The organism is Aquisalimonas sp. APHAB1-3 (assembly GCF_048323695.1).
Classification (GTDB): Bacteria; Pseudomonadota; Gammaproteobacteria; order Nitrococcales; family Aquisalimonadaceae; genus Aquisalimonas.
Window position 1 is genome coordinate 702,850 of record NZ_JBLWFT010000001.1, and the last position, 26,558, is coordinate 729,407.

Here is a 26,558-nt window from a genome sequence, read left to right on the forward strand (position 1 = left end):
TGTGCGGTCACCCCGCACGCCGCCAGGTGGCCCCCGTGAATTACCTCGCCCACCTCTATCTCTCCGACGCCGACGACCACCACCGCCTGGGCAACCTCGCCGGTGACTGGATCAAGGGCCGTCTCGAGCATCACACCCTCCCCGATCGCGTGCTGGACGGCGCCCGACGTCACCGCTTCGTGGACAGCGTCTCCGACCGACACCCCGCCACTGCCGTCGCCCGCTCATACCTGGGGCCGGACCGCCGCCGCGCCGCCGGCATCATTCTGGACATGGTCAATGACCATTTTCTCGTCCGTCACTGGGATGATTACGCCAGCACGCCGCTGCCGCGGTTCCTCGACAACGCCTACGGCAGCCTGGAGCGTACCCGGGCACTGTGGCCTGCTGGCGGCGAACGGATGATGGAGCGCATGATCCGGGACGACTGGCTCAGCAGCTACGGCGACCTGGAGATCATCAGCATGGCACTGGAGCGCATCGCCATGCGCATGCGCCGTGATCCGGGGCTGGGCGACACGCTGCCGCTGCTGCGGCGGGAGTACGGCGCTCTGGAGGAGCAGTTCCACCGCCTGATGGACGATCTGCGCCGCGAGCTTCATCCCCGCTGACCTCTTCAGGCTCTGGACGCCATCAACCGAATGGCGCAGCATGGAACCATCCATGGATGGCTGCCTGCAGACACGACCGGTGCCCCGTGAGGTGGAATCATGACTCATCTTCTGCGCATCGCGCTTGCGGCCGCCGCCGCCCTGCTCCTCGCCGCGTGTGACACATCCAGCGGTCCGGATACCCCGGGCGGCGCCTACGAGCACTTCTTCGTCCAGCTCAGCCAGGGGGAGCGCGAGACGGCGCTGGAGACGTTCGCACCGGAGGGGGCCCTCGGCGACACGTTCCGCGGCGGCGCTTATTACACGTACGCGGACGCCGTGGAAACGCACATGGAAAGCCACGGCGGGCTGGACGAAGTCATCATCGACAACGGCGGCGACGAGACGTCCGAGGATGTGGTCCGTGTGGAAGGCCGGCTGCGCTTTGGCGACGGGAGCGAGCTGGAGCGCGCCATCACGTTCGAGCGTGAAGGCGATACCTGGGTCGGCCGCCTGTAGTACCGCCCCGCATTCACTCCGCCGTTTGCGGCTCCCGGGCAATCCAGGGCAACCACTTCATGCTCATGACCGTTACGTCGTCCTGATTCAGGACGCCCACGTCGACGCTCAGCACACCGAAGCGCGGATCCGGGCTCGAGCGCCGGTCTGTCACCGCATACCGGCAGCGCAGCACATCCCCGGGATACACGGGCCGCCGCCAGCGCAGGTTGTCGAACCCCTCGGCACCCGCGATGGCCGCATCGTGCAGCCAGTCGTTCACCAGGAGACGGTTGGCAATCGCCGTGGTGTGCCAGCCAGAGGCAGCGAGCCGGCCGAACAGGGTGTCCCGGGCGGCCGCATCGTCCAGGTGGAAGGGCTGCGGGTCGTACTGGCCCGCGAAACCGACCACGTCGGACTCTGTAACACCGAACGTGCCGGTGACGCCGGACTCGCCGTGCTCAAAGGCATCAAAGTAACGAGTGCTCATGCGTCCTCCTCCGGAACGGGCAGCGGCTCACGCAGGCGGAACATCCCCGCCGACTCCATGAACATGACCAGTCGTCCGTGCTGATTGAGCACCTCGGTACGGTTGTTGATGAAGCCCACATCACCGCGGCGGGGGTGCCGCTGCTTGCTGAGCACCGCCTGCCGCACGGACAGGCGGTCCCCCGCGAACACGGGGCCAAGCCAGCGCAGCCGCTGGATACCCGGAGACCCGAGAGAGCTGCTCCGCAGCAGGATGTGATCCACCATCATGCGCATGCACAGGCCGGAGACGTGGAGATCACTGGCCACCGGCCGCTGATCGTGCATCTCGGGCCACTGGGCCGCTTCCCCCAGCGTCACTGGACGCGGGTCGTAATCCACGGCAAAGGCGCGCATTCGGGTTTCGTCCACGACCATGTCGCCGAACTCGCGGATCGCGCCCACATCCTGGTCTTCCCAGAAAACTTCTGTCATCAACCGTCCCCTTGACGCTCCGGTCGCCCGAAACGAGGATACCACCTCGTTTCGCTCCCGGAGAGCCTGCCCGATGGCCGAATTTCGTCAACCCGTTTTACGCTTTCTCGCCGGCCCCGGCGCGCTCGCCCGCATTCGTGACGGGGGGCTGGCGCCGTCGCAGGTCGCCGGCCTTGCCGGCGCCGCGGGTGGCCCCAAGTGGCTCGCGCTGAACCACCTGGACCGCGCCCTGTTCGCCCACTGGCTGCCGGGCACCCGCACCGCACCCCGATTCCTGATCGGCTCCTCCATTGCCACCTGGCGGTTCGCCTGCGCCGCACAGGCCGACCCCGAGGCCGCCTTCCAGCGTTTCGAGGACGCCTACATGGCACAGCGGTACAGCACCAGGCCGGACTCCCGGGAGATCAGCGGCGAGGCGCGACGGATTCTTGGCGAAGTGCTGGGGCACACGGGCGCCGACGAGATCCTCGGCAACACCGCATTGCAGCTGAACGTCATGGCCGTCCGCGGTCTCGGGCTTACCGGCAGCCGCAACCGTCACGCGCTGACGGCGGGCCTTGCCGGGGCCGGACTCGCCAACATGATGGCACGCCGCACGCTCGGGAGCTTCTTCGAGCGGGTCCTGTTCCACCACCCCGCCGGACGCCCGCCGCTGGGCAGGCTGCAGCCATTTCCGCTGCAGGAGACGCCACTGTCCGCTGACAACCTGACCAGCGCACTGCTGGCCTCGGGGTCCATCCCCACGGTCATGGAACCCGAAATCGACATACCGGGGGCCGGGCCCGGCGTCTACCAGGATGGCGGACTCCTCGATTACCAGATGGACCTCCCCTACGCCACTGGCGACAACGTGGTGCTGTTTCCGCACTACGAGGCGCGCGTGGTTCCGGGCTGGTTCGACAAGCTTGTGCCGTGGCGGCGCCCACAACGGTCGCACATGGACAACGTGCTAGTGGTCGCACCCACGGAGGAATGGATCGCCGGACTGCCCGGAGGCAAGGTACCGAACCGCAAGGACTTCTACCGCTATGCCGGTGACGACGCCACCCGCATCGCACACTGGCAGACGGCCTCGGAGGCGACACGGGCGCTGGCCGACGACTTCATGGAAGCGGTGGCCAGCGGTGCAATCAGGAGCCGCGTCGAACCCCTCGCCGTGGGCCGCTGACCCGGCACCCTACTTACTTAGGTACTTGATGGCTTCGTCCATGCCATCCAGCGTCAGCGGGTACATGCGCTCTTCCATCAGCTCCCGGGTGATTTTGATGGAGGGTGTGTAATCCCAGCGGTTTTCCGGCTCCGGATTGAGCCACACCGCCTTGGGGAAAGCCTCCAGCACTCGCTGCATCCAGGTGGCACCCGCCTCGTCGTTCCAGTGTTCCACGCTGGCCCCCGGATACAGGATCTCGTAGGGACTCATGGTGGCGTCGCCGACAAAGATCACCTTGTAGTCGTGACCGTAGGTATGGAGCACGTCCCACGTGCTGGTCACCTCCGAATGGCGACGACGGCTGTCCTTCCACACACCTTCGTAGAGAAAGTTGTGGAAATAGAAGTACTCCAGGTGCTTGAACTCCATCTGCGCCGCCGAGAACAGCTCCTCGCACACCCGGATGTGGTCATCCATGGAGCCGCCCACATCGAAGAACAGCAGCACCTTGGCGGCATTGTGCCGCTCCGGGACCATCTTCAGGTCCAGATAGCCGCCGTTGCGGGCCGTGGAGCGGATGGTGTCGTCCATGTCCAGAACGTCATCGGCACCCTGGCGGGCGAACTGACGCAGCCGCCGCAGGGCCATCTTGATGTTGCGCGTGCCGATTTCCCGGGAGCTGTCCAGGTTGCGGTACTCGCGCTTGTCCCAGACTTTCACGGCACGGCGGTGGCGGGACTTGTCCTGGCCGATGCGAATGCCTTCCGGGTTGTACCCGTTGGCACCGAAGGGTGACGTGCCGCCGGTGCCGATCCACTTGTTGCCACCCTCGTGTCGCTCGCTCTGCTCTTCGAGCCGCTTCTTGAGGGTTTCCATGAGCTCGTCCCAGCCGCCGAGGGACTCGATCTGCTCCTTTTCTTCCTCGGTGAGCAGGCGCTCGGCCATGGCGCGGAGCCATTCTTCGGGAATCTCGCCTTCGATCTCTTCCCCAAAAATGTTCTCTATGCCACTAAAATAATTACCGAAAACCTGATCAAAGCGATCAAACAGAGTCTCGTCCTTGACCATGATGCCACGGGCCAGGAAGTAGAAATCGTCCACGCTGCACACCGCGAGCCGCTTGTCCAGCGCCTCGATCAGCGTCAGGTACTCGGTCAGCGTGACCTTCAGGCCCGCCTTGCGCAGCTCGAAGAAGAAGTCGATGAGCATCCTGCTGCCCTCTCCCGCCGACGGGATCGGCTCAGTTGGATTTGTTGCGCCGGGACATGAACATCAGGCGCTCGAACAGATGCACGTCCTGCTCGTTCTTGAGCAGCGCGCCATGCAGCGGGGGCAGCATCTTGTGCTTGGTGTTCTCCCGCAGCGTGGACGCATCCACGTCCTCGGCCATGAGCAGTTTCAGCCAGTCCAGCAGCTCGGAAGTGGATGGCTTTTTCTTCAGCCCCGGCACGTCGCGCAGCTCGAAGAAGAGCTCCATGGCTTCCTTGAGCAGATCCTTCTTGATGCCCGGGAAATGGACATCGACGATCTGCGCCATGGTCTCCTTGTCGGGAAAGTTGATGTAGTGGAAAAAGCACCGGCGCAGGAAGGCGTCCGGGAGCTCTTTTTCATTGTTGCTGGTAATGACGATGATGGGGCGGTGTTTCGTGCGCACCATCTGCTGGGTCTCGTAGACGTAGAACTCCATGCGGTCCAGTTCCCGGAGCAGGTCGTTGGGGAACTCGATGTCCGCCTTGTCGATCTCGTCGATGAGCAGCACCGGCTGGGTGTCCGACTCGAAACAGTGCCACAGCGGGCCCTTGACGATGTAGTTGGCGATGTCGTGGACGCGGTCGTCGCCCAACTGCGAATCGCGCAGGCGCGACACGGCGTCGTACTCGTACAGCCCCTGCTGCGCCTTGGTGGTGGACTTCACGTGCCATTCGAAAAACGGCAGCCCGAGACCGCTGGCCACCTGCTCGGCCAGCAGGGTCTTGCCGGTGCCCGGCTCGCCCTTGATCAGCAACGGGCGCTGCAGCGCCGATGCGGCGTTCACCGCCATGGTCAGATCGCCAGTGGCAACGTAGGAATCAGTACCCTTGAATTGCATGCTGTCCTTCCCGACCGCGGCGCATGGGCACCGCGGAGTCTGTCGATGAATCCGAAGGCACACCCGAAACGGCGCGCCCGCCAATGGCCGCGAAGTTTAACATGACTGCCCCTGGACGCCGATCATGGCCGCAGCAACAGCCCCACCACCTCCGTGGCCCGGTCCAGATCCGGCTCATTGTGCATGGCGATAAGCGGATAGAGATACGACTCGCCGATACACACAATGACGTAGGCCAGGGTCTGCGTATCCAGATGCAGGTGTCGGCCATTCTCGCGGACGTCCTTTTCCAGCAGCCCCTGTAGTGCCGCCATGAGCCGAACCCGTACCATGCCGTCGGGACGCGTGAGCAGGCGCAGCGCGAAGGCCGACTCATCCCGAAGAAACTGGAGGAACGCCTCCGACTGCCCGAGATACCGGTTGTAACGACGGTAGGTACCGATAAAATCCGGCTCGCCCGACGCCTGGGCGTCCTGCCGTGCCCTGGTCAGGGTGTCGCGACTCAGGGACCACAACACCTCCGACACCAGATGCTCGCGGTTGCCCATATGGCGATAGATGGTAATCCGGCTCAACCCGAGCCGAGTGGCGATCTCGCCGATATCCAGCCGCTCATGCGCCAGGAACATGGTTCGTGCCTGCCGCAGAATCTCTGCCTGCCGCGGCTCCGCAGATACCCCGGGACTGCCCGTGCCCGCCTGCCCTGTACCCGTTGTCATTCGCTGTCCGTCTTTCGTACGATTGTGCGGAGCACCATATCAAAAAATAGCGCGACACCTCGGCAGCGAACCATTCGCCATCGTCGCGGTCAACGAAGCGGGCAGGGTTGCGGACCATGACAGGCCAAAGAGTCGTGACGGGGTCCGCGGGTGCGGTGCGAGCAACGCCGCTGGCGCGAGAATGTGTAGTGAACTAATCTGGGGCCGCTCGTCGGCCTGGAACCTGGGGAGCCAGTCATGGATCTTGATCCGCTGTTGTTGTCTCGCATCCAGTTCGCCTTCGTGGTGTCCTGGCACATTATTTTTCCCGCTTTCACCATCGGCCTCGCCTCCTACATTGCGGTACTGGAGGGGTTGTACTTCAAGACCAACAACCCGGTCTATCTCCGGCTGTCGAAGTTCTGGATCAAGATCTTCGCCGTTTCGTTCGGCATGGGGGTGGTCTCCGGGATCGTGATGTCGTTCCAGTTCGGCACCAACTGGAGTGCGTTCTCCTATGCGTCCGCCAACTTCATGGGGCCGGTGCTGAGCTACGAAGTGGTCACCGCATTCTTCCTCGAAGCGACCTTCCTAGGTGTGCTGCTGTTCGGGCGCAGCAAGGTGCCCCAGGGCGCGCATCTGTTCGCCGCCTGCATGGTGGCCATCGGCACGTTCATTTCGTCGTTCTGGATTCTTTCCGCGAACAGCTGGATGCAAACACCGGCCGGCGTGGAGATGATCGATGGCGTGTTCCACGTCACCAGCTGGTTCGAGGCGATCTTCAACCCCTCGTTCCATGTCCGGTTCGCGCACATGGTCCTCGCCGCCTTCCTCACCACCGGCTTCTTCGTAGTGGGTGTGAGCGCCTGGTACCTGCTCCGGCGCAAGGCGACCGAGTCCGCGAAGATCATGTTCTCCATGACGCTCTGGCTGCTGGCGGTGCTGGCCCCCGCCCAGGTGATCATGGGCGACCTTCACGGCCTCAACACGCTGGAACACCAGCCGGAGAAGGTCGCGGCCATGGAGGGGAACTGGGAGACCCGCGGCAACGTGCCGCTGCTGCTGTTTGCCATTCCGGACGCCGAACAGGAGACCAACCACTTCGAGATCGGCATTCCCAGCCTGGCGAGCGTCATCCTCAAGCACGACCCCGCAGGCGAGGTGCCGGGCCTGAAGGACTGGGCGCCGGAAGACCGCCCCGTGGTAGGCGTGGTGTTCTGGTCCTTCCGGGTCATGGTGGCCATCGGCTTTCTGATGGTTGCCGTGGTGGCGGCGAGCCTGTTCCTGCGCTGGCGCGGACGGCTCTACGACGCGAGCTGGTTCCACCGGGTCTGTGTCGCCATGATGCCCATGAGTTTCATCGCCGTGCTTGCCGGCTGGCTCACCACGGAGACAGGGCGATTCCCATGGGTGGTGCACGGCATGATGCGTGTCGAAGACGGGCTGACCCCGGCGCTCACGGGTGGCGCGGCGCTCACGTCGCTGCTGGTCTACATCGCCGTCTACGCGGTCGTCTTCGCTGCCGGTGCGTACTACATCCTCAAGCTTGTCCAGGCGGGACCGGACAAGGAAGACGCGAGCGTCCGTGACGTGCATGCTGAATACCGGCGCCGGCCTGCGCGGCCCATGTCGGCTGCGGACGAAGCCCTGGATACGCAGGAGTAACTGCAATGGATACAATCGACCTGACACTGATCTGGGCGCTGATCATCGCGGTTGGCGTGTTCATGTACGTGCTCATGGACGGCTTCGACCTGGGCGTGGGCATTCTCTTCCCCTTTGCACCGGGGGAAGAGGCCCGCGATACCATCATGAACACAGTGGCGCCGGTATGGGACGGCAACGAGACTTGGCTGGTGCTGGGCGGCGCCGGGCTGCTCGGCGCCTTCCCGATGGTCTACTCCATCCTGCTGCCGGCGCTGTACCTGCCGGTGTTGTTCATGCTGGTGGCGCTGATATTCCGCGGTGTCGCCTTCGAGTTCCGTTTCAAGGCAAAGCGCTCGAAGTGGCTCTGGGATATCTCCTTCAACGTGGGCTCCACCCTGGCCGCATTCACCCAGGGCATCATCCTGGGTGCGTTCATTCAGGGGTTCGAGGTTCAGGACGGAACCTATGTTGGCGGCATGTTCGACTGGCTTACACCGTTCAGCATCATGACCGGGTTCGGCCTGATAGCCGGTTATGCACTCATCGGCTGCGCCTGGATTATCATGAAAACGATTGGCGATGTACGCGAGTGGGCCTACAGCATTGCCGACCGCCTGCTGCTGATCACGCTGCTCGCGGTGGCGGTGGTCAGCGTCTGGACACCGCTGATGCACGACGCCATCGCGCAGCGCTGGTTCTCGCTGCCGAATCTGTTCTATTTCGCACCGGTGCCGATTGTTACCGCGGGTATCGCGCTGCTGTTCTACCGTGCTCTGCACCAGCGCAATGACTTCCTGCCGTTCTTCTGTGCGCTCGGGTTGTACATCCTCAGCTACACCGGCCTCGCCATCAGCCTCTGGCCGAACGTGATCCAGCCGGACATCACGCTCTGGGACGCGGCCTCGGCGCCGGAATCCCAGCTTTTCCTGCTGCTGGGCGTGCTGTTCACCCTGCCGATCATTCTCGGTTACACCACGTGGACGTACTGGGTGTTCCGCGGCAAAGTCACCAAGGATTCGGTGGGCTATCACTAACGCCATGAGGACAGCGTGACTGCCACGCCCCCGAACAGCAGAGACGCGGCAAAGGCGGACAAACAGTGGCTGGCGGCGCGGGCCGCTCTTGCGGGAGCCCCGCGCCGGGTCAGCACACTGGCCGGCACCATTGGCGGCTGGCTGGTCATTCCCCAGGCCGGACTGATCGCCTGGCTGGTGCATGAGGTGACGGCCGCCGGCGCCGGCCTCGGCGAGGTTGCCGGGCTGCTCGCTGCGCTCCTGCTGACCTTTCTTGCCCGGGCGGGTTGCACCGCTGCGCAGGAATGGGCGGCGGCCGATGCGGCGTGCCGGGTTCACGAGCGTACGCGCCGCGAAGTGGTCAGCCACCTGTTCCAGCTCGGGCCGTCCGGACTCGCCCGCCACCCGACAGGCGGGCTCGCTTCCGCGGCCATCGACCAGATCAGTGCGCTTGGCCCCTATGTATCGCGTTACCAGCCGCAACTGATCATCACCGTCGCCGTGCCGGTTGTCCTGCTCGCCACCGTGTTCGCGCTGGACTGGCTTGCCGGCCTGCTGCTGTTTTTGGCAGCACCGCTGATTCCAGCATTCATGGCGATCGTGGGCATGGGCGCAGACGCGGTCAGCCGCAGCCAGCACCAGGCCCTGGCACGACTGGGCGGCCATTTCCTTGACCGCCTCCACGGGCTCGACCTGCTTCGCCACATGGGCCGCGCGGAGGCAGAAGCGGATCACCTCGCACGAGTGGGCGATGATTACCGACGCCGCACCATGGCGGTGCTGCGGATCGCTTTCCTCTCCTCTGCCGTGCTGGAGTTCTTCAGCTCCGTCGCCATCGCCATGGTCGCCGTATACGTGGGCATGGGGCTGCTCGGGTACATCTCGTTTGGCCCGGCCCCGGAACTCACGTTGTTCAGCGGGCTGTTCGTGCTGCTCCTGGCACCGGAGTTCTTTCAGCCGTTACGGCAGCTCGCCCAGCACTACCACGACCGTGCCGCCGCCCTGGGCGCAGCAGCCGAGCTCCGCGCACTGACGGACATCCGGTCACCCATGCCGGTAGCCGGCTCGACCCCGCCGCCGACCGCACCGCCGGAATTCGTTCTCCATGGCGTCACGGTGGTGGGCGACGGCGGCGAACATATGCTGAAGCCCGTCAACCTGACCATTAACCCCGGAGAGACGGTGGTGCTGACCGGGCCCTCCGGCGTCGGCAAATCCACCCTCCTGCACGCAATCGCCGGCTTTCGGCGCATCGAAGACGGTGTACTGACGGTGAACGGCACACCATTGGAGAGAATCGACCTGAGTGCCTGGCAGGGCCAGCTCGGCTGGCTGGCCCAGGTGCCTCACCTGTTCCCGGGCACGTTGCGGGAAAACCTGCTGCTCGATGAAACAAGCGCCGAAGACGAGCCCCGCATCCGCGATGCCCTCCACCGTGCGGGCCTGGAGCGCGTGTTGGCGCATTTGCCCGATGGCCTTGAGACACGCGTTGGCGAACACGGCAGCGGCATTTCGGGCGGTGAGGGGCAGCGCGTGGCACTCGCCCGCGCTCTGCTTCGCCAGGCACCGGTGCTGCTTGTGGACGAGCCCACCGCGAGCCTCGATCCGGACACCACGGCAATCATCACGGACGCGCTGCGAGGCGAATCCGAGCGGGGGGCGACAATCATCGTTGCCACCCACACCCCCGACGATTATCCGTGGGCCCACCAGGTGATTGCGCTGACCCGGAACGGGAGCCGCGCCGATGGATGAATTCCGCCCCCTGCTCCGCCTGCACGCGCCGCGATGGCCCTGGTTGCTCGCCGGTGCAGTGCTCATGCTCATGGCAACGCTGGCCAGCTTCGGCCTGCTCGCGCTCTCGGGCTGGTTCATCACCGCCACGGGGCTGGCAGGCATTGCGATGGCGGCAGGCAGCACGGTGATGCTGGACATCTACCGACCGGGAGCCGGAATCCGCTTCTTCGCCGTCGGCCGGGCCGTCAGCCGTTACGGTGAGCGCCTCGTCACCCATGAGGCCGTGTTCCGCCTGCTTGCCGACCTGCGCATATGGATGTTCCGGCGGTTGATGCAGCTCGACCTGCAGGGCCTGGCGTCTCTTCGTAGCGGCGACACCCTGGCCCGGCTGACGGCCGACGTGGACCGCCTGGACCAGTTCTACCTGCGGCTGCTGGCCCCGGTCGCCGTGGCCGCGATCGGACTGATCATCGCCGCGGCGGTGCTGGCCCTGTTCGCACCGCCGGCGGCCACGGCCGTTGCCTTGATCCTCGGGGCCACCGCGATCGCTGCCGCCCTGCTCGGTCTGCGGCTGACGAAACGGCCCGGGGAGCAGGTCGTCATCCTGTCCGGGCACCTGCGCGATCACCTGGTGCTGTCCCTGCGTGGCGCCGCCGAACTGCGGATCTACGGCCGTGAACCCGACGCACTCCACCATCAGGGTGAACTCTCCAGGGACCATGAGCGCGCCAACCGTACACTGTCCCGACTGTCCGGGCTGACCCAGGCTGGCGGCAACCTGGCGACATTCGTCAGCGTCTGGGCGGCAGCCGTGCTGGCAATTCCCCTCGTCCAGTCCGGCGCCCTCACCGGGCCCGGCTTCGGGTTGGTGTTGCTCGGAACCCTCGCGCTTGCCGAGCTCGTGACGCCGCTGCCAATGGCAACCCAGGCTCTGGCCCATGTTCGCGCAGCCGCGCGCCGGGTCGCTGGTGCTGCTCCAGATGCGCCATTGCCGCACCGGGGAGAGAGTGGGCCCGGCGACGGCACGGTGGTCATGGCCGACGTGCACTACAGGCACCACCCCGGCACCACCCCGATTCTTGACGGCATTGCGTTGACGGTCCGGCCTGGCGACCGCTTCGCGATTACCGGGCCGAGTGGCACCGGCAAGAGCACCCTGCTGCAGCTGATTACCGGGGCCCTGTCACCGGATAGCGGCACTATCGAAGTCGGCGGGACTCCGATTGCCGCAATGTCTCCGGAGGCCATCGGCCAGCGGGCCGCATGGATGCCCCAACGGACGATGGTCTTCAACGGCACCGTGGCGGACAATCTGCGCATGGCCGCCCCGGAGGCCTCGCAACAGTCCCTCTGGCACGCGCTGTGGATGGCGTGCCTGGACCAGACTGTCGCCGAGTTGCCACAGGGGCTTGAGACCTGGCTCGGTGAGGCGGGACGACAACTCTCCGGCGGCGAAGCACGACGCCTGACTCTGGCCAGAACACTGCTCCGGCCGGCACCCGTGCTACTGCTGGACGAGCCCGTGCGCGGACTCGACCGGGACAGTGCCCTCGCCGTGATGGAGCGCCTGGCGCACAACGACCCGGCGGAGCGCGCCATGGTCGTGGTCACCCACGCACCAGAACTGCTGCCAACCACTTTCCTCCACCTTCAGCTGAGCAACGGGCGACTCGAACCCGGCGTTTGATATACTCCATACCTCTGACCCGGGCTCGAACCCGTCGGCAGGCCCTGCACCGCACAGGAGGATGGCCACGTTGTCCAACCAGCGCCCCGTACCGCCCGAGTACATCACGCGCGGCCAGCGGATTATCGAGGACATGCACTCCGAGTATCAGCACATCGTGGTCGCCCACGACCCGGACTACGGCCACGTCCTGTACCTGGACGATGATCTCCAGATCGCCGAATCGGATCACGCGTACAACCGCGCCATGATCGACCCGCTGGTGCAGGCTGGCCTCACGGGGCGCGTGCTCATCCTCGGCGGGGGCGACGGCGGCGTGCTCAAGGCGGCGGTACACGGCGGCGTGCACGACGCGACGCTGGTGGATATCGATGGCAAGGTGCTGGAGCTGGCGCAGCGCTATTTCCCAGGACTGTGCGAGGACGCGTTCACCGCGACCAACGCCCGCGTGGTGGTCGGCGATGCATTCGCATGGCTCGACGACGCCAGGGGCTACGACGGCATCGTCTACGATCTGACCATGGAGCCGGTTCGGGCGAACCAGTCCCGCCTGGAGTTCATCGAGGAGATCGTCGGCCGCATTGCGGCCAGCCTGCAGCCCGAGGGGATGCTCACCATGCAGTGCTGCAGCGAGCATCAGCCACAGCTCCGGCGGGAAATCCACGACGCGCTGAGCCGCCATTTCACCGCCGTTGCCGATTACCCGGTAGTCGTCCCTTCCTATCACGAACAATGGATTTTCGCGCACGCCCGCTACCCGGCCCGGCGGTGAGCGAATCCGGCCCGCCCCGTGTGCCGAGAGCCTGGTGTGTTTAGAATCACGCTTGCGGGACACAGAGCGGCGCGACCCGCCCACCGCAACGCACTACAGATCCGGTCAAGGGAGACCCTACGTGGACTACACGGCACTGAAAGACTTCGTCGACGCTCAGTGGCAGGACACGATCCTGGACGAGCTCAAGGACTTCATTCGTATCCCGGCGAAATCCCCGGCCTTCGATCCGGACTGGGCCAGCAACGGGCACCTGGATGCGGCAGTGGCCCATGCGGAGCGCTGGTGTCGCGAGGCAGCGCCGGCAAGCGCAACCATCGAGGTGATCCGCCTCCCCGGGCGCACGCCGTTACTGCTGGTGGATGTGCCGGGCACGGCCGACGGAACCGTGCTGCTGTACGGGCATCTGGACAAGCAGCCGGAAGTCTCCGGATGGAGTGATGGCTACGGTCCGTGGACCCCCGTCTACATCCATGACCGTTTGTACGGGCGCGGCAGCGCCGACGACGGCTATGCCGTCTACGCATCGGTGGCGGCGGTACGCGCGGTGCATGAACAGGGTGCCCCGCATGCACGCTGCATCGTGCTGATCGAGACCTGCGAGGAGAGCGGCAGCTACGACCTGCCCCACTACATCGACCACCTCCGGGACCGGATCGGCCAACCCGACCTGGTGCTGTGCCTGGACTCCGGCTGCGGCAACTACGAGCAGATGTGGTGCACCACCTCCCTGCGCGGCATGGCCGCGGGAACGCTGACGGTGGAGACGCTGACCCAGGGTGTGCACTCGGGAGACGCCGGTGGTGTCGTGCCCTCCTCGTTCCGCGTTGCCCGGCACCTGCTCGAGCGCCTGGAGGATTCCGTCGACGGCCGCATCGTCCCCGGCCATTTCAACGCCACCATCCCGGATGAGCGGCGGACCCAGGCCCGGGAAGCCGCGATGGTCATCGGCGCGACACTGCGTGACCGATTTCCGTTTGCCGACGGTGTACTCCCCGAAGAGGAGGACCTCACCGAACTGGTTCTCAACAGGAGCTGGCGGCCCGCGCTGGAAGTCACCGGTACCGACGGGCTGCCGCCCATCGCGGAGGCCGGCAACGTTCTGCGGCCCTACACCGCCATGAAGCTGGCCCTGCGCCTGCCGCCCACGGTGGATGGTGAGGATGCCACCCAGCGACTGAAGACACTCCTGGAGAACAACCCGCCGAACAACGCAAAGGTCACGTTCACACCCGACCAGGCCGCCAGCGGCTGGCATGCGCCCCCGCTCGACGACTGGCTGGCGGACACCATGGAGGCGGCATCGGAAGACACCTTCGGTGCACCGGCGATGTTCATGGGTGAAGGCGGCACGATCCCGCTGATGGCCCTGTTGAGCGATGCCTTCCCGAAGGCGCAGTTCGTCATCACCGGTGTCCTGGGCCCGCAGTCCAACGCGCACGGCCCGGATGAGTTCCTGCACGTCCCGACGGCGAGGAACCTCACCACCTGCGTGGCCCGTATTATCGCGGCGCATGCCGAGCACGGCTGAGTACTGTTTATTTATACACCTTTCTGTCGCATAATGGGCGCTCGCCAGGGCGTTCCATTCTGCGAGGTGCACCATGCTCAAGGGTCGCGGCACGGACCAGCGCATCGCCAATCGCTTCTCGCATCGCAAGACCGATTCTGTCGACGACGGCTGGCCCAATCTCGATGCCGCTGAGCAGAGCGCGCCTGACACCATTTGCACCACCGAGCAGGCGCGGTCGATCATCACCCGCAACCGGTCGCCGGACGTTCCCTTCGAGCAGTCGATCAACCCGTACCGTGGCTGTGAACACGGGTGCATCTACTGCTTTGCCCGCCCGAGCCACGCCTACATCGACCTCTCCCCAGGGCTGGACTTCGAGACGCGGCTCACCGTCAAGACCAATGCCGCCGAACGCCTGCGGGCGGAGCTGGCCCGTCCGGGTTACCGCTGCCAGCCCATCGTTCTCGGCACCAACACGGACCCGTACCAGCCGATCGAGCGTCAATGGCGGGTGACCCGTTCGCTGCTGGAGGTCCTGGAGACATGCCGCCACCCAGTCAGCCTCATCACCAAGGGGGGCGGCATTCTTCGGGATCTGGACCTGCTCGAATCGCTGGCCACGGACAACCTGGTCTCTGTCATGGTCAGCCTGACATCACTGGATTCCGGGCTGAAACGAGCCCTCGAACCACGTGCCGCTTCCCCGGGCACGCGCCTGCGCGTCATCCGCGCGCTGCGGGAGCGCGGCGTCCCCACTGGAGCGCTGATCGCCCCGGTCATCCCCGCACTCACGGATCACGAACTGGAGTCACTCGTCGAATCGGCCGCGGGCGCCGGAGTTCAGGAAGCGGGCTACGTCCTGCTGCGCCTGCCAAGGGAAGTTCAGCCCCTGTTTCAGCGCTGGCTGGAGGAGCATGCCCCTGGCCGGGCCGAGCATGTGATGAGCCTGCTGCGCCAGGCCCATGGCGGACGGGCGTACGACGCCTGCTTCGGGCACCGCATGCGAGGCAAGGGGCCGTGGTCCGATCTGCTGGAACAACGCTTCCGTCGGGCCCTGCGCCGCCATGGCCTCGAACGGCGCAACGGCGTGCCATTGAACACCCACTCTTTCCGCCCTCCCGTGCCCGACACGCCCCAGCGTTCACTCTTTCCTGACTGACCGTCCCGCGATGTGGCCTGTACCGGCGTCGGGCGTCTATGCTAAACCAATGCAAACAAGCGGTATGGGGTCCGGCCATGGTGGCACCCAACAACAGTGACGCCTTCGAACACCTCGACACCATCGCCGAGCGCCTGGCGACCGCGAATCGTGTGCTCTTCATCACCGGCGCCGGCCTGTCCGCGGATTCCGGCCTGCCCACCTACCGCGGCGTCGGCGGCATCTATGATGACGGCATCACCGATGAAGGCATTCCCTTCGAAGTCGCGCTGTCCGGCGACATGTTCCGGCGCCGCCCCGAGCTCACCTGGAAACACATCGCCCGCATCGAGGCCGCCACGCGTGGCGCCAGCTGCAACCGCGGGCACGATGTCCTGGCGGCCATGGAAGACACCCTGCCCCACGCCTGCGTGCTGACCCAGAATGTCGACGGTTTCCATCATGACGCGGGCAGCCGTAACGTCATCGAGATGCACGGCAATGTTCACACGCTCCGCTGCACCGGCTGCGACCGCGTCAAACGGGTCGAAGATTTCTCCCGGTTGCAGCTCCCGCCGGCCTGCCTGCGGTGCGGCGAACTCATTCGCCCGGATGTGGTGCTTTTCGGCGAGATGCTGCCATTCCAGGCGCTGGACCACCTCGCGGAAGAGACTGCCGCCGGCTTTGACGTGGTCATGAGCATCGGCACGACCAGCGTCTTTCCCTATATTGTCGAACCGGTACTCTCGGCCCGGGAACATGGCGCGATGACCATAGAGATCAACCCGTCGCGTACGGAGATCTCGGAGACCGTGGATTTCCAGCTGCCGGATCGTGCCGCCAATGTTCTGGACGCGCTCTGGGGACGGTTCCAGAGCGCCCACGGCCACGGTTGAAGCCGCGCGCCCATACGTGCGCTGCAGATTGCACGACAGCGTAACGCCAGCCCTACCGGGAGAACCAGCAATGCCCTACGTCACCATCGCCGGCGAGTCCCTCCATTACACGGTCCATGATGAAGATGCCCCCCTTGACCTCGTCTGCATCCATGGTGCCGGGGGCGACCACACCCTCTGGCCGCGCGGGCTGGGTGACCTCGCCTCATGCAATACGTATGTCCTGGACCTGCCGGGGCACGGCCGCTCCGGAGGTCACGCCCGGGACTCCGTCAGCGCCTACGCGGAGGTGGTGGAAGCATTCGTGGCAGAGCTCGGGCTGCGCCGTGTCATCCTGCTCGGCCACTCCATGGGTGGCGCCATCGCACTGAGGATCGCCCTGGACGAACCGCGCTGGCTTGATTCTCTGATCCTAGCCTGCACCGGGTGCCGGCTCCGTGTCCCGGACGAAACCTTTGCGCTCTACCGCACCGATCCGGAGTCAGCGGTGGAACGCCAGTGCCATGTGAGCTTCTCCCCGGTGGCGCCGCAGGCGCTGATCGACGCGGAAGCCACCCGCCGCCGTGACGTGTCGCCGGATGTCATGCTGCGGGACTACACCGCATGTGACCGGTTCGACGTTACCGACGAACTCGGCGAAATCGCCATTCCCGCGCTGGTCATCAGCGGTGACATCGACCATCTCACACCGCTGAAATACGCACAGTTCCTGGAAGACCGCATTCCGGACGCACGGCTCGCAGTCGTGGCGCCGGCCGGACACATGCTTCCACTGGAACAGCCTGGAGAAATCACCCGACTTGTGAGCGAATTCGTGGGACGCCGGGTTGACAGTTGATAGGGTGGTGTCGGGTGGAAACGACAGAACCAGCAGATTACAAGGAAAACAATGATAGTCCCAGATCAACACGGCGATGTGGTGCGCCTTTCTCTGCTTGATGAACTGCAGGCTCTGGAATCGGTTTCGGAGCTCCATTCACGCGAGCTGGAGCGGCTGCTGTTCCTGTTCCGGGCGTCCGACCCCGGCATCTACCAGCCCGCCGCGTTGGCCCTGGGCCGTCGCGCCCTCATGGAGGATGCGGCCAATCGCTCCCTGTACACCTACGCCCACAAGCGCCGAGTTGATCTTGAAGATGTCCATGAACTCAACGGGCAGCGCAGTACCCGCCGAATCCTGCTCGCTCAGGTCAGCAATTGGGCGTCGCAGCCGGCCGACTGGCGCGGCCCGCCCCCCCTGACGCCGGAACAGGTTGCCGAGGGTCTGCCCAGTGACCCGGCAGACGCCGCCGTGCTCCTGAACGCCGTGGCACGCCTGCTGGCCACCATGGACATCGAGGGTTTGCCCGAAGCCGCCGAGCAACTGCTGCACGACCTCCCCGCCCCGGGCGCCGGGCGGATGGTCTGGCGGCGCTGGACCGAACTACTGTTCGCCATTCGCGCCTACGGCATTCCGACACAGGTGCCGGGGTGCACCGGGGCGTGGCGTAGCGCCCTGGACCGGCTGGTCGTCGCCGCCCCCGGCGAGGATCCGGTCGGGGATGGCTCACGCCGCCTGATCGCTCTGGATGAACTGTACCGGGTGGCCGGGGCGCACCCCGACGCCCTGCAGGAGCTCAGTTCCGCGTGGCCGAACTCCGTGTCGGAGGCGGACCGCCGCTGGTGCAGGCTGCGATTCGCCACCTGGTGCCGCCGCCACTTCCCGAACAGCACCCCGCTGCTCACCGTGGAACCGCGGGAGTATTCGGGGCTCAGCCGTTATGCGGCGGAAATCGAGCGCGCATGGCAGGAGCGCGCCGGCCATATCGGCGCGTCGCCGGTGGAGAGTTGCGGTCAGGCGCTGTTGAAGACCCTGGCGGAGATGGTCGAATCATCGGTAAGCTGGCGTCGACACCCGTCACGGGACCGCGCTCTGGCGCTGTTCCTGATCGTGGACCTGGATATCGCAGTTCCGCTCTCCCCGGAGCGCGTTGCCGCATTCCCGGGAGTCACCGCCAGTGGCAGCGGGCTGAGCGTGCCATGGGTGCTGCGGGTTACCGAGTGGGAGGGCATCGCCCCCGAGACGCTTCTGGACGCCCGCACCCTGCACAACATCAAGGACCTTCCCCTGCAGGAGCAGCTGGTCCGCCGCGACAGTGGTGGTGGCGACAAGCTGGCAGACGTGCTGGAGCACCGGTTCCGCACCCTGATTCACAACGCGCGCGGATGGGACCCCGCGCGGTTCCTGCTGCGTCTGACAGCCCGACAGCCCGCCCCGGCCTTCTTCAGGCGGCTCTACAGCGTGGTTCAGAACCGCACCTACGCCACCCCTGACGGCCAGAGCTTTCCGCTCGCACAGTGGTGCCAGGCACTGGCGTCAGAGAACGATGACACCATGGTACCCGGCCTGGACTCCACGGATGGTCATCGGGCGCCCGTTCTGGAGAACCTCCGATCTCTTGCCGAGCAGCCGGGCGTCCCCGGCGAGGCCATCCGTACGCTGGTCTCGCTGCTGGGCCCCTCCGGGGCAACGGTCGGAGCGCCGACCGGCACGGTCATCGGTCTGCTCCGGTACCTCGGACCACCGGCGGAGCGCCAGCAAAACCCCGAGCCGGAGCTGGACGCCATTCAGCGCGATCTCCTGCTGCTGCCTGACCTGCTCGCCCCGGACGCCTGGCGCCGGCGCCATCGGGCCCGGGAAGCGGTTGCCAGTCTGGACGAACGGCTCGACGCCGTGGCCGGCCTGCTCACGCCGCTGCTCCCGCGCCCGGAGGCAACCTGGCTCACCCACGCCTGTGAGGCGGTCCGCAGGCAGTCCCGGCTCTGGCTGCAGGGGCTGGACGCCGTTGCCCGTATGGCCGCGCGCTACGAGGACACGCCCGAGCACTGGTCCGACGCCCTGGCAAGCATTCCCGGCGAGCTCCCGGCCGCGCTGCGCAGCCCGCTGCTGCTGGAAGTCTGGAACTGCCTCCGGGATCAGACCAGTACGCCGATCGCCCTGCTTCACTGGGCCGCGGAAGGACTGGACGACAAGGCCGATCCGGTCATCGTCGAGGCCGTTGCCAGTTACTGGCGTGAGCAGATCGAGATGGCCATGGCCCGCGGGGCCACCATGGACGTCAAACTGCTGATGGAAGATCCGGTCTTCGCGACGCTGCGCGCGCGTCTGGAGGACCCGGACCTCGGATTACGGCTTCGCCGCTGGCACTTCGACCGATTGCGGCCGCTGGAGGGCATTGCCGCCGCACGCAACGCCGGAGGCCCCGAGGGGACCGGCTCCGGCCTGATGGCGTTCCTCGGCCATTTCACCGCCGTGTGGATCGGCCTGCTCATCGGGGCCATTCTCATGCTCGACTTCGGCGACGCATGGCGGGCAATGGCTGAAGCCGGCGACATGGCCGGAATCGCGGCAACGTTCTTGATCGGGGCCACTGGCACGGCTGTCTACCTGCTTGCCAACCTGCGGCGCAAGGTGCGCCGTGACAACAGCCAGGCAGCTGGCACCTACTGGATGAAACAGCTCGGTCGCGTGCTGGTGTTCCTGCTGGCGTGCCTGATTTACACCCTGGCCGCGACCGGTGGCCTCTGGCTTCTGCTCTCGGGCACCGCGGAAGTGGTCCACGGCTCCATGGCCATGGGCCATATCATTGTCTGGACCGGGTTTGCACTGTTTGCAGGCACCTTCTTCGGCCTGGTGGCCAAGGACCTCTGACCCCCGCAGCCGGGCCGGCGGCGCGCCGGCCCGTTACCGGGATTCGTTGTCATCCAGGCGCGCCAGCAAACGCTGGTGATAGGCGGTCTCGGTCCAGAGGGCGCCGCCCCGCCTCCCTTCCTGAAGCTTCATGCGCAGCAACTGCAGCCGGCGCTGTGCGCGGTCGCGCTCCGGCGCGTCATCCAGTGGCAACTGCGCAAGCAGGTCTTCCACCCGTTCGATATCGCGCAGGGTCTGGACTTCCGGCGGCAGATACCCGGCATTCCGCAATACACGATAGGCTGCGCGCAGGTGCTCCGGCACCAGCGAATCGTCATCGAGCACCTGGCGGGCCCCTTCACCCGCCAGGTTACTCAATTCCCCGCGTTCGCGCGCTTCGGCGATGCGCTGTTCCGCCAACTGATCAAGCAGATGCATGACTACGGTCTCCGGGTGATGCCGTCATCATAGCCAGGAAGCTGCCACGCTTGCATTAGTCCGAATTAGGACTATCATTGCTCGTAAGAACTGGAGGCCACCCATGAATGACATCGCATCCCCCGACAAGCCCCTGTACATGCAGCTTCTGCGTGAGCTGGTGGAAGCGTACCAGGCGTTCGAAGGGTACTCCCTCCCTCATATCAAGTCGCTGGGGCTCACGCCGGCCCAGTTCGACGTGATCGCAACCCTGGGCAATACCGAGGGCATGACGTTCAAGGAGCTTGGTGAGCGGACGCTGATCTACAAGACCACGCTCACCAGCGTCGTGGACCGGCTGGAGTCCCAGGGGCTGGTTCAGCGGCAGCCGTCGCTGGAAGACCGCCGCAGCACCATTGCCGTGCTGACGGATGCGGGCGACGCGCTGTTCCGCTCCGCATTTCCGAAGCACAGCGAATACCTGCGCCAGCGGCTGGATCAGCTGTCGGATGAAGAGATGAAAGCGAGCATCGAGGCGCTGCGGACGTTGCGCAGGGTCTTCAGGTAAGGCGCCGCACGGGCGGCGTGATTTTACGTCTTTTTTGTCCATTTTCGGACTAACGACGCAGAGGTGTCACCACATGAAAGTACTCATTGTCTACTACAGCACGTTCGGCAACGTTCTCGACATGGCCCGCCTGGTCGCCGAAGGCGTGGAAAGCGTGCCCGGCGCCGAGGCGGTGATCCGCACCGTGCCGGAGCTGATGCCCGACGAGGTCATCCAGGGCAACGACGGCATGAAGGCAGGTCGCGAGAGGCAGAAAGACATCCCGCTTGTCACCGATGATGACTTCCGCGAAGCCGGTGCCATTGCGCTCGGAACGCCCACGCGTTTCGGCAACATGGCCGCCCAGCTGAAGAACCGGATCGACCAGGTCAGCGCGCTGTGGATGGAAGGGGTGTTCGAGGACAAGCCGGCCGGCATGTTCGTCTCCACCGCCAGCCTCCACGGTGGCCAGGAGGCGACCATCACGTCCAGCCTCGGCCCGCTCATGCATCTGGGCATGATCCCCGTGGGTGTCCCCTACTCCACGCAGGAACTGTTCGTAACACAGGGCGGTGGCTCACCTTACGGCCCGGGGCACATCGCCGGTGGCAACAATGACCGCGCCATCGACAATGAAGAATCGGCCATCTGCCGCGCGCTGGGTGCACGGCTCGCGCGCATCGGCCTGAAGCTTCAGGGCTGACCCTGCAGGAGGGTGTCGGCGCCGTGCCGGCACCCTTCGTCCTACCCCTCCCGATCCGGTATCATGACGCGGACCTTCCGCGTGAAGGCCCGCCTTTCTCCTCAGCAACCTCGCGGACGGCGCCGGATGCCACGCCACCTGGATGTTCTCATTGCCGGTCAGGGGATCGCCGGTTCGCTGCTGGCTTACCACCTGATGGCCCGAGGCCTGGATGTCTGCATTGCCGACCCCGGGGCGCCTGACGGCACGGCCAGTCGCGCCGCTGCAGGCATTCTCAGCCCGTATACGGGCCGCCGCTACAAGGCACCGGGAGAGCTTGATGCCATGCTCGCGGAATGCCACAGCACCTACCAGAGCATCGCCAGGACCATCGGCGTCACGGTCTACCACCCGCAACCGATCTGGCGTATCGTGCAGCGGCAACCGGAACTGACCGACATTGAACGACGTCGCCACGAGCGCCCTGGGCGGGAACTGATCAGCCCCGTTCAGCACAACGGGCTGCCGGAAGGAATGCGAGCCCCGCTGGGCGCTACCCGGATCGACGGCGGTGGCCAGGTCGACATGGAGACGCTGCTCTCCGGCCTGCGCCACTGGTTCATGGAGCGCGAAAGCCTGATCCCGGAGCAACTGACCGCCCCGGCCATGACGGGGCCGACCGGGGGCGCTCTGGAATGGCGGGGGCTGCGCGCCGATGTGGTTGTGTTCTGCGACGGCGCCGCGGCATTCGCCAACCCGTGGTGGCGGGGGCTGCCCTGGCGTGCGTCGCGCGGCGAGACGGTGGACGTGGAACCGGCGCGACCCGACACCTGGCCGCGGGTCATCGTGACGGGGGGCAAATCGCTCGTGCCAATGGCGCCTGGACGTTACCGCATCGGCTCGACCTACGACCACGCATCGCAGGCCGGCGCCCCCACCGGCGAGGCGCAACGGACGCTTCTCGACGCCTTGCCAGGCCTCACGGACGGCGACCCGACGGCCCGCGTCGTCGGTGCCCGTACCGGCATCCGGCCGGGCTCCCGGACGGGCAACCCCTTTACCGGATTCCACCCGGCTGCGCCCCGGATCGGCATCCTCAACGGACTCGGCTCCCGCGGCACCCTCCACGCCCCCTGGCTCGCACGGCGACTGGCCGAGCGCATTGTGGATGGCACACCTCTCCCGGACCACGTCGACGTGGCGCACCTTTCCGGACTGCCAACCCGATGAAACGACGCCCCCTCACCGCGCTGGTCCACGAGCTGCTGGAACCGATACTCAGCGATGGGGCGGTCGCCGTGGACGCGACCGCGGGCAACGGCCACGACACCGCCTTCCTCGCCCGGAGCGTCGGGGCCGGCGGGCGGGTCTACGCCCTGGACATCCAGGAGGCGGCACTGGAACAGGCACGGCGCCGGCTGCAGCAAGGCGGTCTGCTTGAGCGTGTGCGACTCATCCGGGGCGACCACGCCAGCCTTCTGGAACTGCTCGGTCACGAGCACCAGGGCCGCGTGGCGGCCGTTACCTTCAACCTGGGCTACCTTCCCGGAGGCGATCGCAGCCGCATCACCAGTGCTGCCACGACCATTCCCGCGCTCCGCCAGGCGACAACGTTGCTGGCACCGAGCGGTCGGCTGACGATTCTTGCTTACGTTGGGCACTCCGGAGGCAGGCTGGAAGCCAGTGCCGTTGAGGAGTGGGCGAACGCTCTTGGCTCGCCATTCGGTGTGAGGGAGGTGCGCCCGCCGGGAACGCCCGATCAGGCACCCCGCCTGTTCGTGATTGACCGCGAATGACGGCCCGAACACCGGCATTCGCGATCAATCAGCGTCTGCGGGGACTTTACTTGCCTGCTTCCAGGCGCCGCTGACGACGGATCTTGGATGCTTTCGGGCGGGTTTTGCCGTTGGTTCCACGCCAGATCTTGCCGCGGCGGCTGCGCTGATCGCCTCGAGCCATGATGCTCTCCTTGGTTGAAGTCACGAATACAATCCGCAATGGTAAGATTCCTGCTTCACAAACACAAAGGCAACGGTGGCCATGCAGCAGCACGCTCTCGTCATCAACACGTCAGGCCGCGGACTCACCGACCTCACCGGTGAGCTGACCCGACTGGTTACCCATAGCGGGTATCGCACCGCCCTTTGCCATGTGTTCATCCGGCATACCAGCGCATCGCTGCTGATTCAGGAGAACGCCGACCCATCGGTTCAACGCGACCTGGAGCGGCTATTCGCGAGACTGGTGCCGGACGGCGATCCGTTGTTCGAGCATGACATGGAAGGGCCAGACGACATGCCCGCGCATGTGCGCAGCGCACTCACCCAGACCGACCTCACCATCCCCGTGAGTGACGGACGACTCCACCTCGGAACCTGGCAGGGCGTCTACCTGTGGGAGCACCGCCACAGACCGCACCGGCGGGAACTGACCATCACGCTTCAGGGCGAGTGATCCGCCCCGCGCGAACATCTACCAAGGGATCGGCTGACCGTCCCAGGCAAGAAAACTGCCCGACGCCTCCGGGGTCAGCCCGTCGATCACGGTGAACAGCCGCGATACCGTGTACTCGGTGGTGAACAGCTTGCCCTCCGGCACGCGCGCCTGAAACGGCTCCGACAAGGCGGTGTCGGTGGTCCCCGGGTGCAGGGCGACGCAGACCAGGGCGCGGGAGCGCCGCCCCAGCTCAACGGAAATCCCGCGGGTGAACATGTTCTGGGCCGCCTTGGCGCCGCGATAGGCGTACCAGCCGCCCAGGCCGTTGTCGCCGATGCTGCCCACACGCGCGGACATGTTCGCCAGTACCGCATGCTCGCGGTGGCACAGGAGTTGCGCGAAGGCCCGGGCGACCAGCAGCGGGCCGAATGCGTTCACCCGGAAACTCTTCTCCAGGTTCTCCAGTCGGACGTCATTCAGCCGCTTCTCCGGGACCATCCCGTGCTCGTCATGGAGAAGCCCGGCGACGTTGAACAGCAGATGCAGACGCGGGCTGCGCGCCGCCACGGTGGCAGCAGCATCCTCGATGCTGGCCTCGTCGGTCACATCCAACCGCAGCACCACCAGTCGCTCGGGGTGTTCGTCCGCCAGCGCCTGCAGCGCTTCCGCTCGCTCCGGGCGACGCGATGTGGCGTACACCCGCCCCACCCGCGGCTCGGCGAGCAACTGGCGAACGCACTCCAGGCCAATACCCCGGCTGGCACCCTGGATGAGTGCGTGAAAGCCATCCGGAAACCGTTGGAACATCTTTGCTGACCTTCAGCTACTGCTGGCGACGCCGCCGGTCAGGGCGACACCGATCAGGACTGCCGCATAGTGGCAGGCCGCGGCGGCAACCACGAAGGCGTGCCAGATGGCGTTATGGAACGGCAGCCGTTTCCACAGATAGAACGGCACACCCACGCTGTAGAGACCACCACCGACGAGAATGAGCACCAGAACCACCAGCGACGCCGAGGAGACCAGCGGCTGTAACGCGAACACCACGCTCCAGCCCAGGACCAGATACAGGGCCAGCGAGCTGCGGGGCTTGAGCGGTTCGCGTCGGAACAGGCGGATGGCCATCCCGGTCAATGCGATCAACCAAACGAACGCGAACAGGATCCAGCCGGTTGTCCCGCCCATCACGTGCAACGTCAGGGGCGTGTACGTGGCCGCGATCATGAGCAGGATACCGGCGTGATCCAGGCGCTGGAACAGACCGGCCCAGTGGGAGCTGTCCGTGAGGTCGTGATTGCACAGGGCGGAGCAGCCGAGCATGCCCACCAGCCCGACGCTGTAGACCACGAGGCTGGCCCACAGCAGCGCATCGCCATGAGCGACGACACCGGCCACGATCATCATGGCGACAACACCGACCACGGCTCCTGTGATCCCGCACCAGTGCACGATCCGGTCCATCCACTGCTCGGCACGGGAATAAACGCGTGTTATCCGGGTCACCGCCCCCCCTTTCGAGAACTCTCGCCCGCTGGCGCGGACATCAGCCGTTCCAGTACGCTAACACGGCTTTCCCGGTTTTGCCGCGCCGGTTCAGCCGCCCCACTCGCAACGGCAGGGAGATGCCTGTTTGATCACGCACCGCCCCGCGAGACCGATTGCAGTCGTGATGGCCCTTCTACTGATCCTGGCTTCCCCCGGGACGGTGGCCTCGTCGACTCAAACGGCCTGGCATGAGCTGGAGGCGACCGCCGACGCCGGTGCCCACCATGCTTGGTACTGGACTGCGGGCTGGAGCGCGTTCCACGGCGCCAACCTCGGCTACAGCCTGTACCAGGCGAGCGAGAGCAACTCCGCGGCGACGCGCTTTGATGCCCGCATCAACAGCGTGAAATCCGTGCTCGCCCTGGGCACGCTGGCCCTGAACCCGCCCCCCCATGGCGTCGCCCGCGAGCGGATTGCGGAACTCTCAGCGCGCCGGGACCGCGAACCGGACGCACTGCACCGCGCACGCTACACGCTGCGGATCAGCGCCCTGGAAGAGCAGCACCGCCGGCGCCCGGGCGCACTCACCGGACCCGCCCTGGTGAACGTCACCGCCGGGGGAATCATCGCATTTGCCGACGACCGCCCGGCTGACGGCATCCGGAATGCCGCACTGGGCATGCTCGTGTCCGGCCTCCAGCTCTGGACGCAACCAACCACGTTCAGCGGCGCGCTGTATCATGGCGGCGGTGGCGCCATCACGGTGGGCAATGCACGCTTGCGTTTCCAGTATGTGACGGCCGTCACCCCCGGGCACGCCACAGCCGCCCTGCGCTGGTAGGCGCGCCCACCGCTTTCGGCTAAAGTGTCCCCTATAAGAGACGCCGGGTGTAACCGGTTGCGGATCAAGTGCCCGCGACAGGCACCCAGGAG

28 protein-coding genes are annotated in these 26,558 nt (G+C 65.9%); 19 read left to right on the plus strand and 9 right to left on the minus strand.

The window, feature by feature from the left end:
• Positions 1 to 35 precede the first annotated feature (35 nt).
• Together ACNSTU_RS03240 and ACNSTU_RS03245 are read left to right on the plus strand one after the other, a co-directional pair.
• Positions 36 to 611: an ACP phosphodiesterase gene (locus ACNSTU_RS03240; protein WP_290637938.1), complete on the plus strand. Its 576-nt coding sequence runs from the start codon at positions 36 to 38 to the stop codon at positions 609 to 611.
• Between the two features lie 99 nt (positions 612 to 710).
• Positions 711 to 1,109: a hypothetical protein gene (locus ACNSTU_RS03245; protein WP_290633073.1), complete on the plus strand. Its 399-nt coding sequence runs from the start codon at positions 711 to 713 to the stop codon at positions 1,107 to 1,109.
• Positions 1,110 to 1,122: 13 nt separating this feature from the next.
• Here the strand turns inward: ACNSTU_RS03245 and ACNSTU_RS03250 are convergent, their stop codons facing one another.
• Complete coding sequence (locus ACNSTU_RS03250; protein WP_290633075.1) at positions 1,123 to 1,578, minus strand: MaoC/PaaZ C-terminal domain-containing protein; 456 nt, start codon at positions 1,576 to 1,578, stop codon at positions 1,123 to 1,125.
• A complete protein-coding gene (locus tag ACNSTU_RS03255) occupies positions 1,575 to 2,051 on the minus strand; it encodes an FAS1-like dehydratase domain-containing protein (RefSeq protein WP_290633077.1) in 477 nt (158 codons plus the stop codon). Before ACNSTU_RS03255 ends, ACNSTU_RS03250 begins: the two co-directional genes overlap by 4 nt.
• 73 nt (positions 2,052 to 2,124) lie before the next feature.
• On the opposite strand from ACNSTU_RS03255, the gene ACNSTU_RS03260 reads away from it, so the two are divergent.
• Positions 2,125 to 3,219 (plus strand): patatin-like phospholipase family protein, encoded by a 1,095-nt coding sequence (locus ACNSTU_RS03260; protein WP_418212088.1) that lies wholly within the window; start codon positions 2,125 to 2,127, stop codon positions 3,217 to 3,219.
• A gap of 9 nt (positions 3,220 to 3,228) precedes the next feature.
• On the opposite strand, the gene ACNSTU_RS03265 is transcribed toward ACNSTU_RS03260, so the two are convergent.
• From ACNSTU_RS03265 to ACNSTU_RS03275, 3 genes are all read right to left on the minus strand, one after another.
• A complete protein-coding gene (locus tag ACNSTU_RS03265) occupies positions 3,229 to 4,410 on the minus strand; it encodes a vWA domain-containing protein (protein WP_290633083.1) in 1,182 nt (393 codons plus the stop codon).
• Between the two features lie 31 nt (positions 4,411 to 4,441).
• Positions 4,442 to 5,290: an AAA family ATPase gene (locus tag ACNSTU_RS03270; protein ID WP_290634086.1), complete on the minus strand. Its 849-nt coding sequence runs from the start codon at positions 5,288 to 5,290 to the stop codon at positions 4,442 to 4,444.
• Between the two features lie 122 nt (positions 5,291 to 5,412).
• Positions 5,413 to 6,009, minus strand: coding sequence for a QsdR family transcriptional regulator (locus tag ACNSTU_RS03275; protein ID WP_418212089.1), 597 nt, complete (start codon positions 6,007 to 6,009; stop codon positions 5,413 to 5,415).
• A 237-nt stretch (positions 6,010 to 6,246) separates the two neighbouring features.
• Between ACNSTU_RS03275 and ACNSTU_RS03280 the strand changes: the two genes are divergently transcribed.
• The 10 genes from ACNSTU_RS03280 (at position 6,247) to ACNSTU_RS03325 (ending at position 20,079) form a co-directional block, all read left to right on the plus strand.
• Positions 6,247 to 7,653 carry a cytochrome ubiquinol oxidase subunit I gene (locus tag ACNSTU_RS03280; RefSeq protein ID WP_290634082.1) on the plus strand — a complete coding sequence of 469 codons (1,407 nt, stop codon included), beginning with the start codon at positions 6,247 to 6,249 and terminating at the stop codon, positions 7,651 to 7,653.
• A 5-nt stretch (positions 7,654 to 7,658) separates the two neighbouring features.
• Entirely contained in the window at positions 7,659 to 8,669 is a 1,011-nt protein-coding gene (gene cydB / locus ACNSTU_RS03285; RefSeq protein WP_290634080.1) for a cytochrome d ubiquinol oxidase subunit II, read from the plus strand.
• A 15-nt stretch (positions 8,670 to 8,684) separates the two neighbouring features.
• Positions 8,685 to 10,403 carry a thiol reductant ABC exporter subunit CydD gene (gene cydD, locus ACNSTU_RS03290; protein WP_290637699.1) on the plus strand — a complete coding sequence of 573 codons (1,719 nt, stop codon included), beginning with the start codon at positions 8,685 to 8,687 and terminating at the stop codon, positions 10,401 to 10,403.
• Positions 10,396 to 12,072: a thiol reductant ABC exporter subunit CydC gene (gene cydC / locus ACNSTU_RS03295; RefSeq protein WP_290637697.1), complete on the plus strand. Its 1,677-nt coding sequence runs from the start codon at positions 10,396 to 10,398 to the stop codon at positions 12,070 to 12,072. Before cydD ends, cydC begins: the two co-directional genes overlap by 8 nt.
• A 70-nt stretch (positions 12,073 to 12,142) precedes the next feature.
• Complete coding sequence (locus ACNSTU_RS03300; RefSeq protein WP_418212090.1) at positions 12,143 to 12,844, plus strand: spermine synthase; 702 nt, start codon at positions 12,143 to 12,145, stop codon at positions 12,842 to 12,844.
• Positions 12,845 to 12,965: 121 nt separating this feature from the next.
• On the plus strand, positions 12,966 to 14,375 hold the full coding sequence (locus ACNSTU_RS03305) for a M20 family metallopeptidase (RefSeq protein ID WP_290637693.1): 1,410 nt from the start codon (positions 12,966 to 12,968) through the stop codon (positions 14,373 to 14,375).
• Between the two features lie 73 nt (positions 14,376 to 14,448).
• A complete protein-coding gene (locus ACNSTU_RS03310; protein WP_290637691.1) occupies positions 14,449 to 15,516 on the plus strand; it encodes a PA0069 family radical SAM protein in 1,068 nt (355 codons plus the stop codon).
• 77 nt (positions 15,517 to 15,593) lie between these two features.
• Entirely contained in the window at positions 15,594 to 16,391 is a 798-nt protein-coding gene (locus ACNSTU_RS03315; protein WP_290637689.1) for an SIR2 family NAD-dependent protein deacylase, read from the plus strand.
• A 70-nt stretch (positions 16,392 to 16,461) separates the two neighbouring features.
• Positions 16,462 to 17,229, plus strand: coding sequence for an alpha/beta fold hydrolase (locus ACNSTU_RS03320; RefSeq protein WP_290633288.1), 768 nt, complete (start codon positions 16,462 to 16,464; stop codon positions 17,227 to 17,229).
• A 51-nt stretch (positions 17,230 to 17,280) separates the two neighbouring features.
• The gene (locus ACNSTU_RS03325; RefSeq protein ID WP_418212091.1) at positions 17,281 to 20,079 is read left to right on the plus strand and encodes a hypothetical protein; all 2,799 of its coding nucleotides are present in this window, start codon (positions 17,281 to 17,283) and stop codon (positions 20,077 to 20,079) included.
• A 33-nt stretch (positions 20,080 to 20,112) separates the two neighbouring features.
• Here the strand turns inward: ACNSTU_RS03325 and ACNSTU_RS03330 are convergent, their stop codons facing one another.
• The gene (locus ACNSTU_RS03330) at positions 20,113 to 20,496 is read right to left on the minus strand and encodes a DnaJ family domain-containing protein (protein ID WP_290637683.1); all 384 of its coding nucleotides are present in this window, start codon (positions 20,494 to 20,496) and stop codon (positions 20,113 to 20,115) included.
• A gap of 103 nt (positions 20,497 to 20,599) precedes the next feature.
• Here ACNSTU_RS03330 and ACNSTU_RS03335 point away from each other — a divergent pair, with 103 nt between their 5' ends.
• The 4 genes from ACNSTU_RS03335 (at position 20,600) to ACNSTU_RS03350 (ending at position 23,500) form a co-directional block, all read left to right on the plus strand.
• Positions 20,600 to 21,043, plus strand: a complete 444-nt coding sequence (locus ACNSTU_RS03335) for a MarR family winged helix-turn-helix transcriptional regulator (protein ID WP_290635871.1) — start codon at positions 20,600 to 20,602, stop codon at positions 21,041 to 21,043.
• A gap of 73 nt (positions 21,044 to 21,116) precedes the next feature.
• Positions 21,117 to 21,725 (plus strand): NAD(P)H:quinone oxidoreductase, encoded by a 609-nt coding sequence (gene wrbA, locus ACNSTU_RS03340; protein WP_418212092.1) that lies wholly within the window; start codon positions 21,117 to 21,119, stop codon positions 21,723 to 21,725.
• Between the two features lie 126 nt (positions 21,726 to 21,851).
• On the plus strand, positions 21,852 to 22,934 hold the full coding sequence (locus ACNSTU_RS03345; RefSeq protein WP_290632423.1) for an NAD(P)/FAD-dependent oxidoreductase: 1,083 nt from the start codon (positions 21,852 to 21,854) through the stop codon (positions 22,932 to 22,934).
• Positions 22,931 to 23,500 (plus strand): class I SAM-dependent methyltransferase, encoded by a 570-nt coding sequence (locus tag ACNSTU_RS03350; RefSeq protein WP_290632425.1) that lies wholly within the window; start codon positions 22,931 to 22,933, stop codon positions 23,498 to 23,500. Before ACNSTU_RS03345 ends, ACNSTU_RS03350 begins: the two co-directional genes overlap by 4 nt.
• A gap of 46 nt (positions 23,501 to 23,546) precedes the next feature.
• On the opposite strand, the gene ACNSTU_RS03355 is transcribed toward ACNSTU_RS03350, so the two are convergent.
• Positions 23,547 to 23,687 (minus strand): 30S ribosomal protein THX, encoded by a 141-nt coding sequence (locus ACNSTU_RS03355; protein ID WP_290632427.1) that lies wholly within the window; start codon positions 23,685 to 23,687, stop codon positions 23,547 to 23,549.
• 51 nt (positions 23,688 to 23,738) lie between these two features.
• On the opposite strand from ACNSTU_RS03355, the gene ACNSTU_RS03360 reads away from it, so the two are divergent.
• A complete protein-coding gene (locus ACNSTU_RS03360; RefSeq protein ID WP_418212093.1) occupies positions 23,739 to 24,158 on the plus strand; it encodes a secondary thiamine-phosphate synthase enzyme YjbQ in 420 nt (139 codons plus the stop codon).
• Positions 24,159 to 24,176: 18 nt separating this feature from the next.
• Here ACNSTU_RS03360 and ACNSTU_RS03365 read toward each other — a convergent pair whose 3' ends face one another.
• Positions 24,177 to 24,947, minus strand: a complete 771-nt coding sequence (locus ACNSTU_RS03365; RefSeq protein WP_290632431.1) for an SDR family oxidoreductase — start codon at positions 24,945 to 24,947, stop codon at positions 24,177 to 24,179.
• 12 nt (positions 24,948 to 24,959) lie between these two features.
• A complete protein-coding gene (gene trhA, locus ACNSTU_RS03370) occupies positions 24,960 to 25,643 on the minus strand; it encodes a PAQR family membrane homeostasis protein TrhA (protein ID WP_290632433.1) in 684 nt (227 codons plus the stop codon).
• 166 nt (positions 25,644 to 25,809) lie between these two features.
• Here trhA and ACNSTU_RS03375 point away from each other — a divergent pair, with 166 nt between their 5' ends.
• Positions 25,810 to 26,466, plus strand: a complete 657-nt coding sequence (locus ACNSTU_RS03375) for a hypothetical protein (RefSeq protein WP_290637438.1) — start codon at positions 25,810 to 25,812, stop codon at positions 26,464 to 26,466.
• Positions 26,467 to 26,558 lie beyond the last annotated feature (92 nt).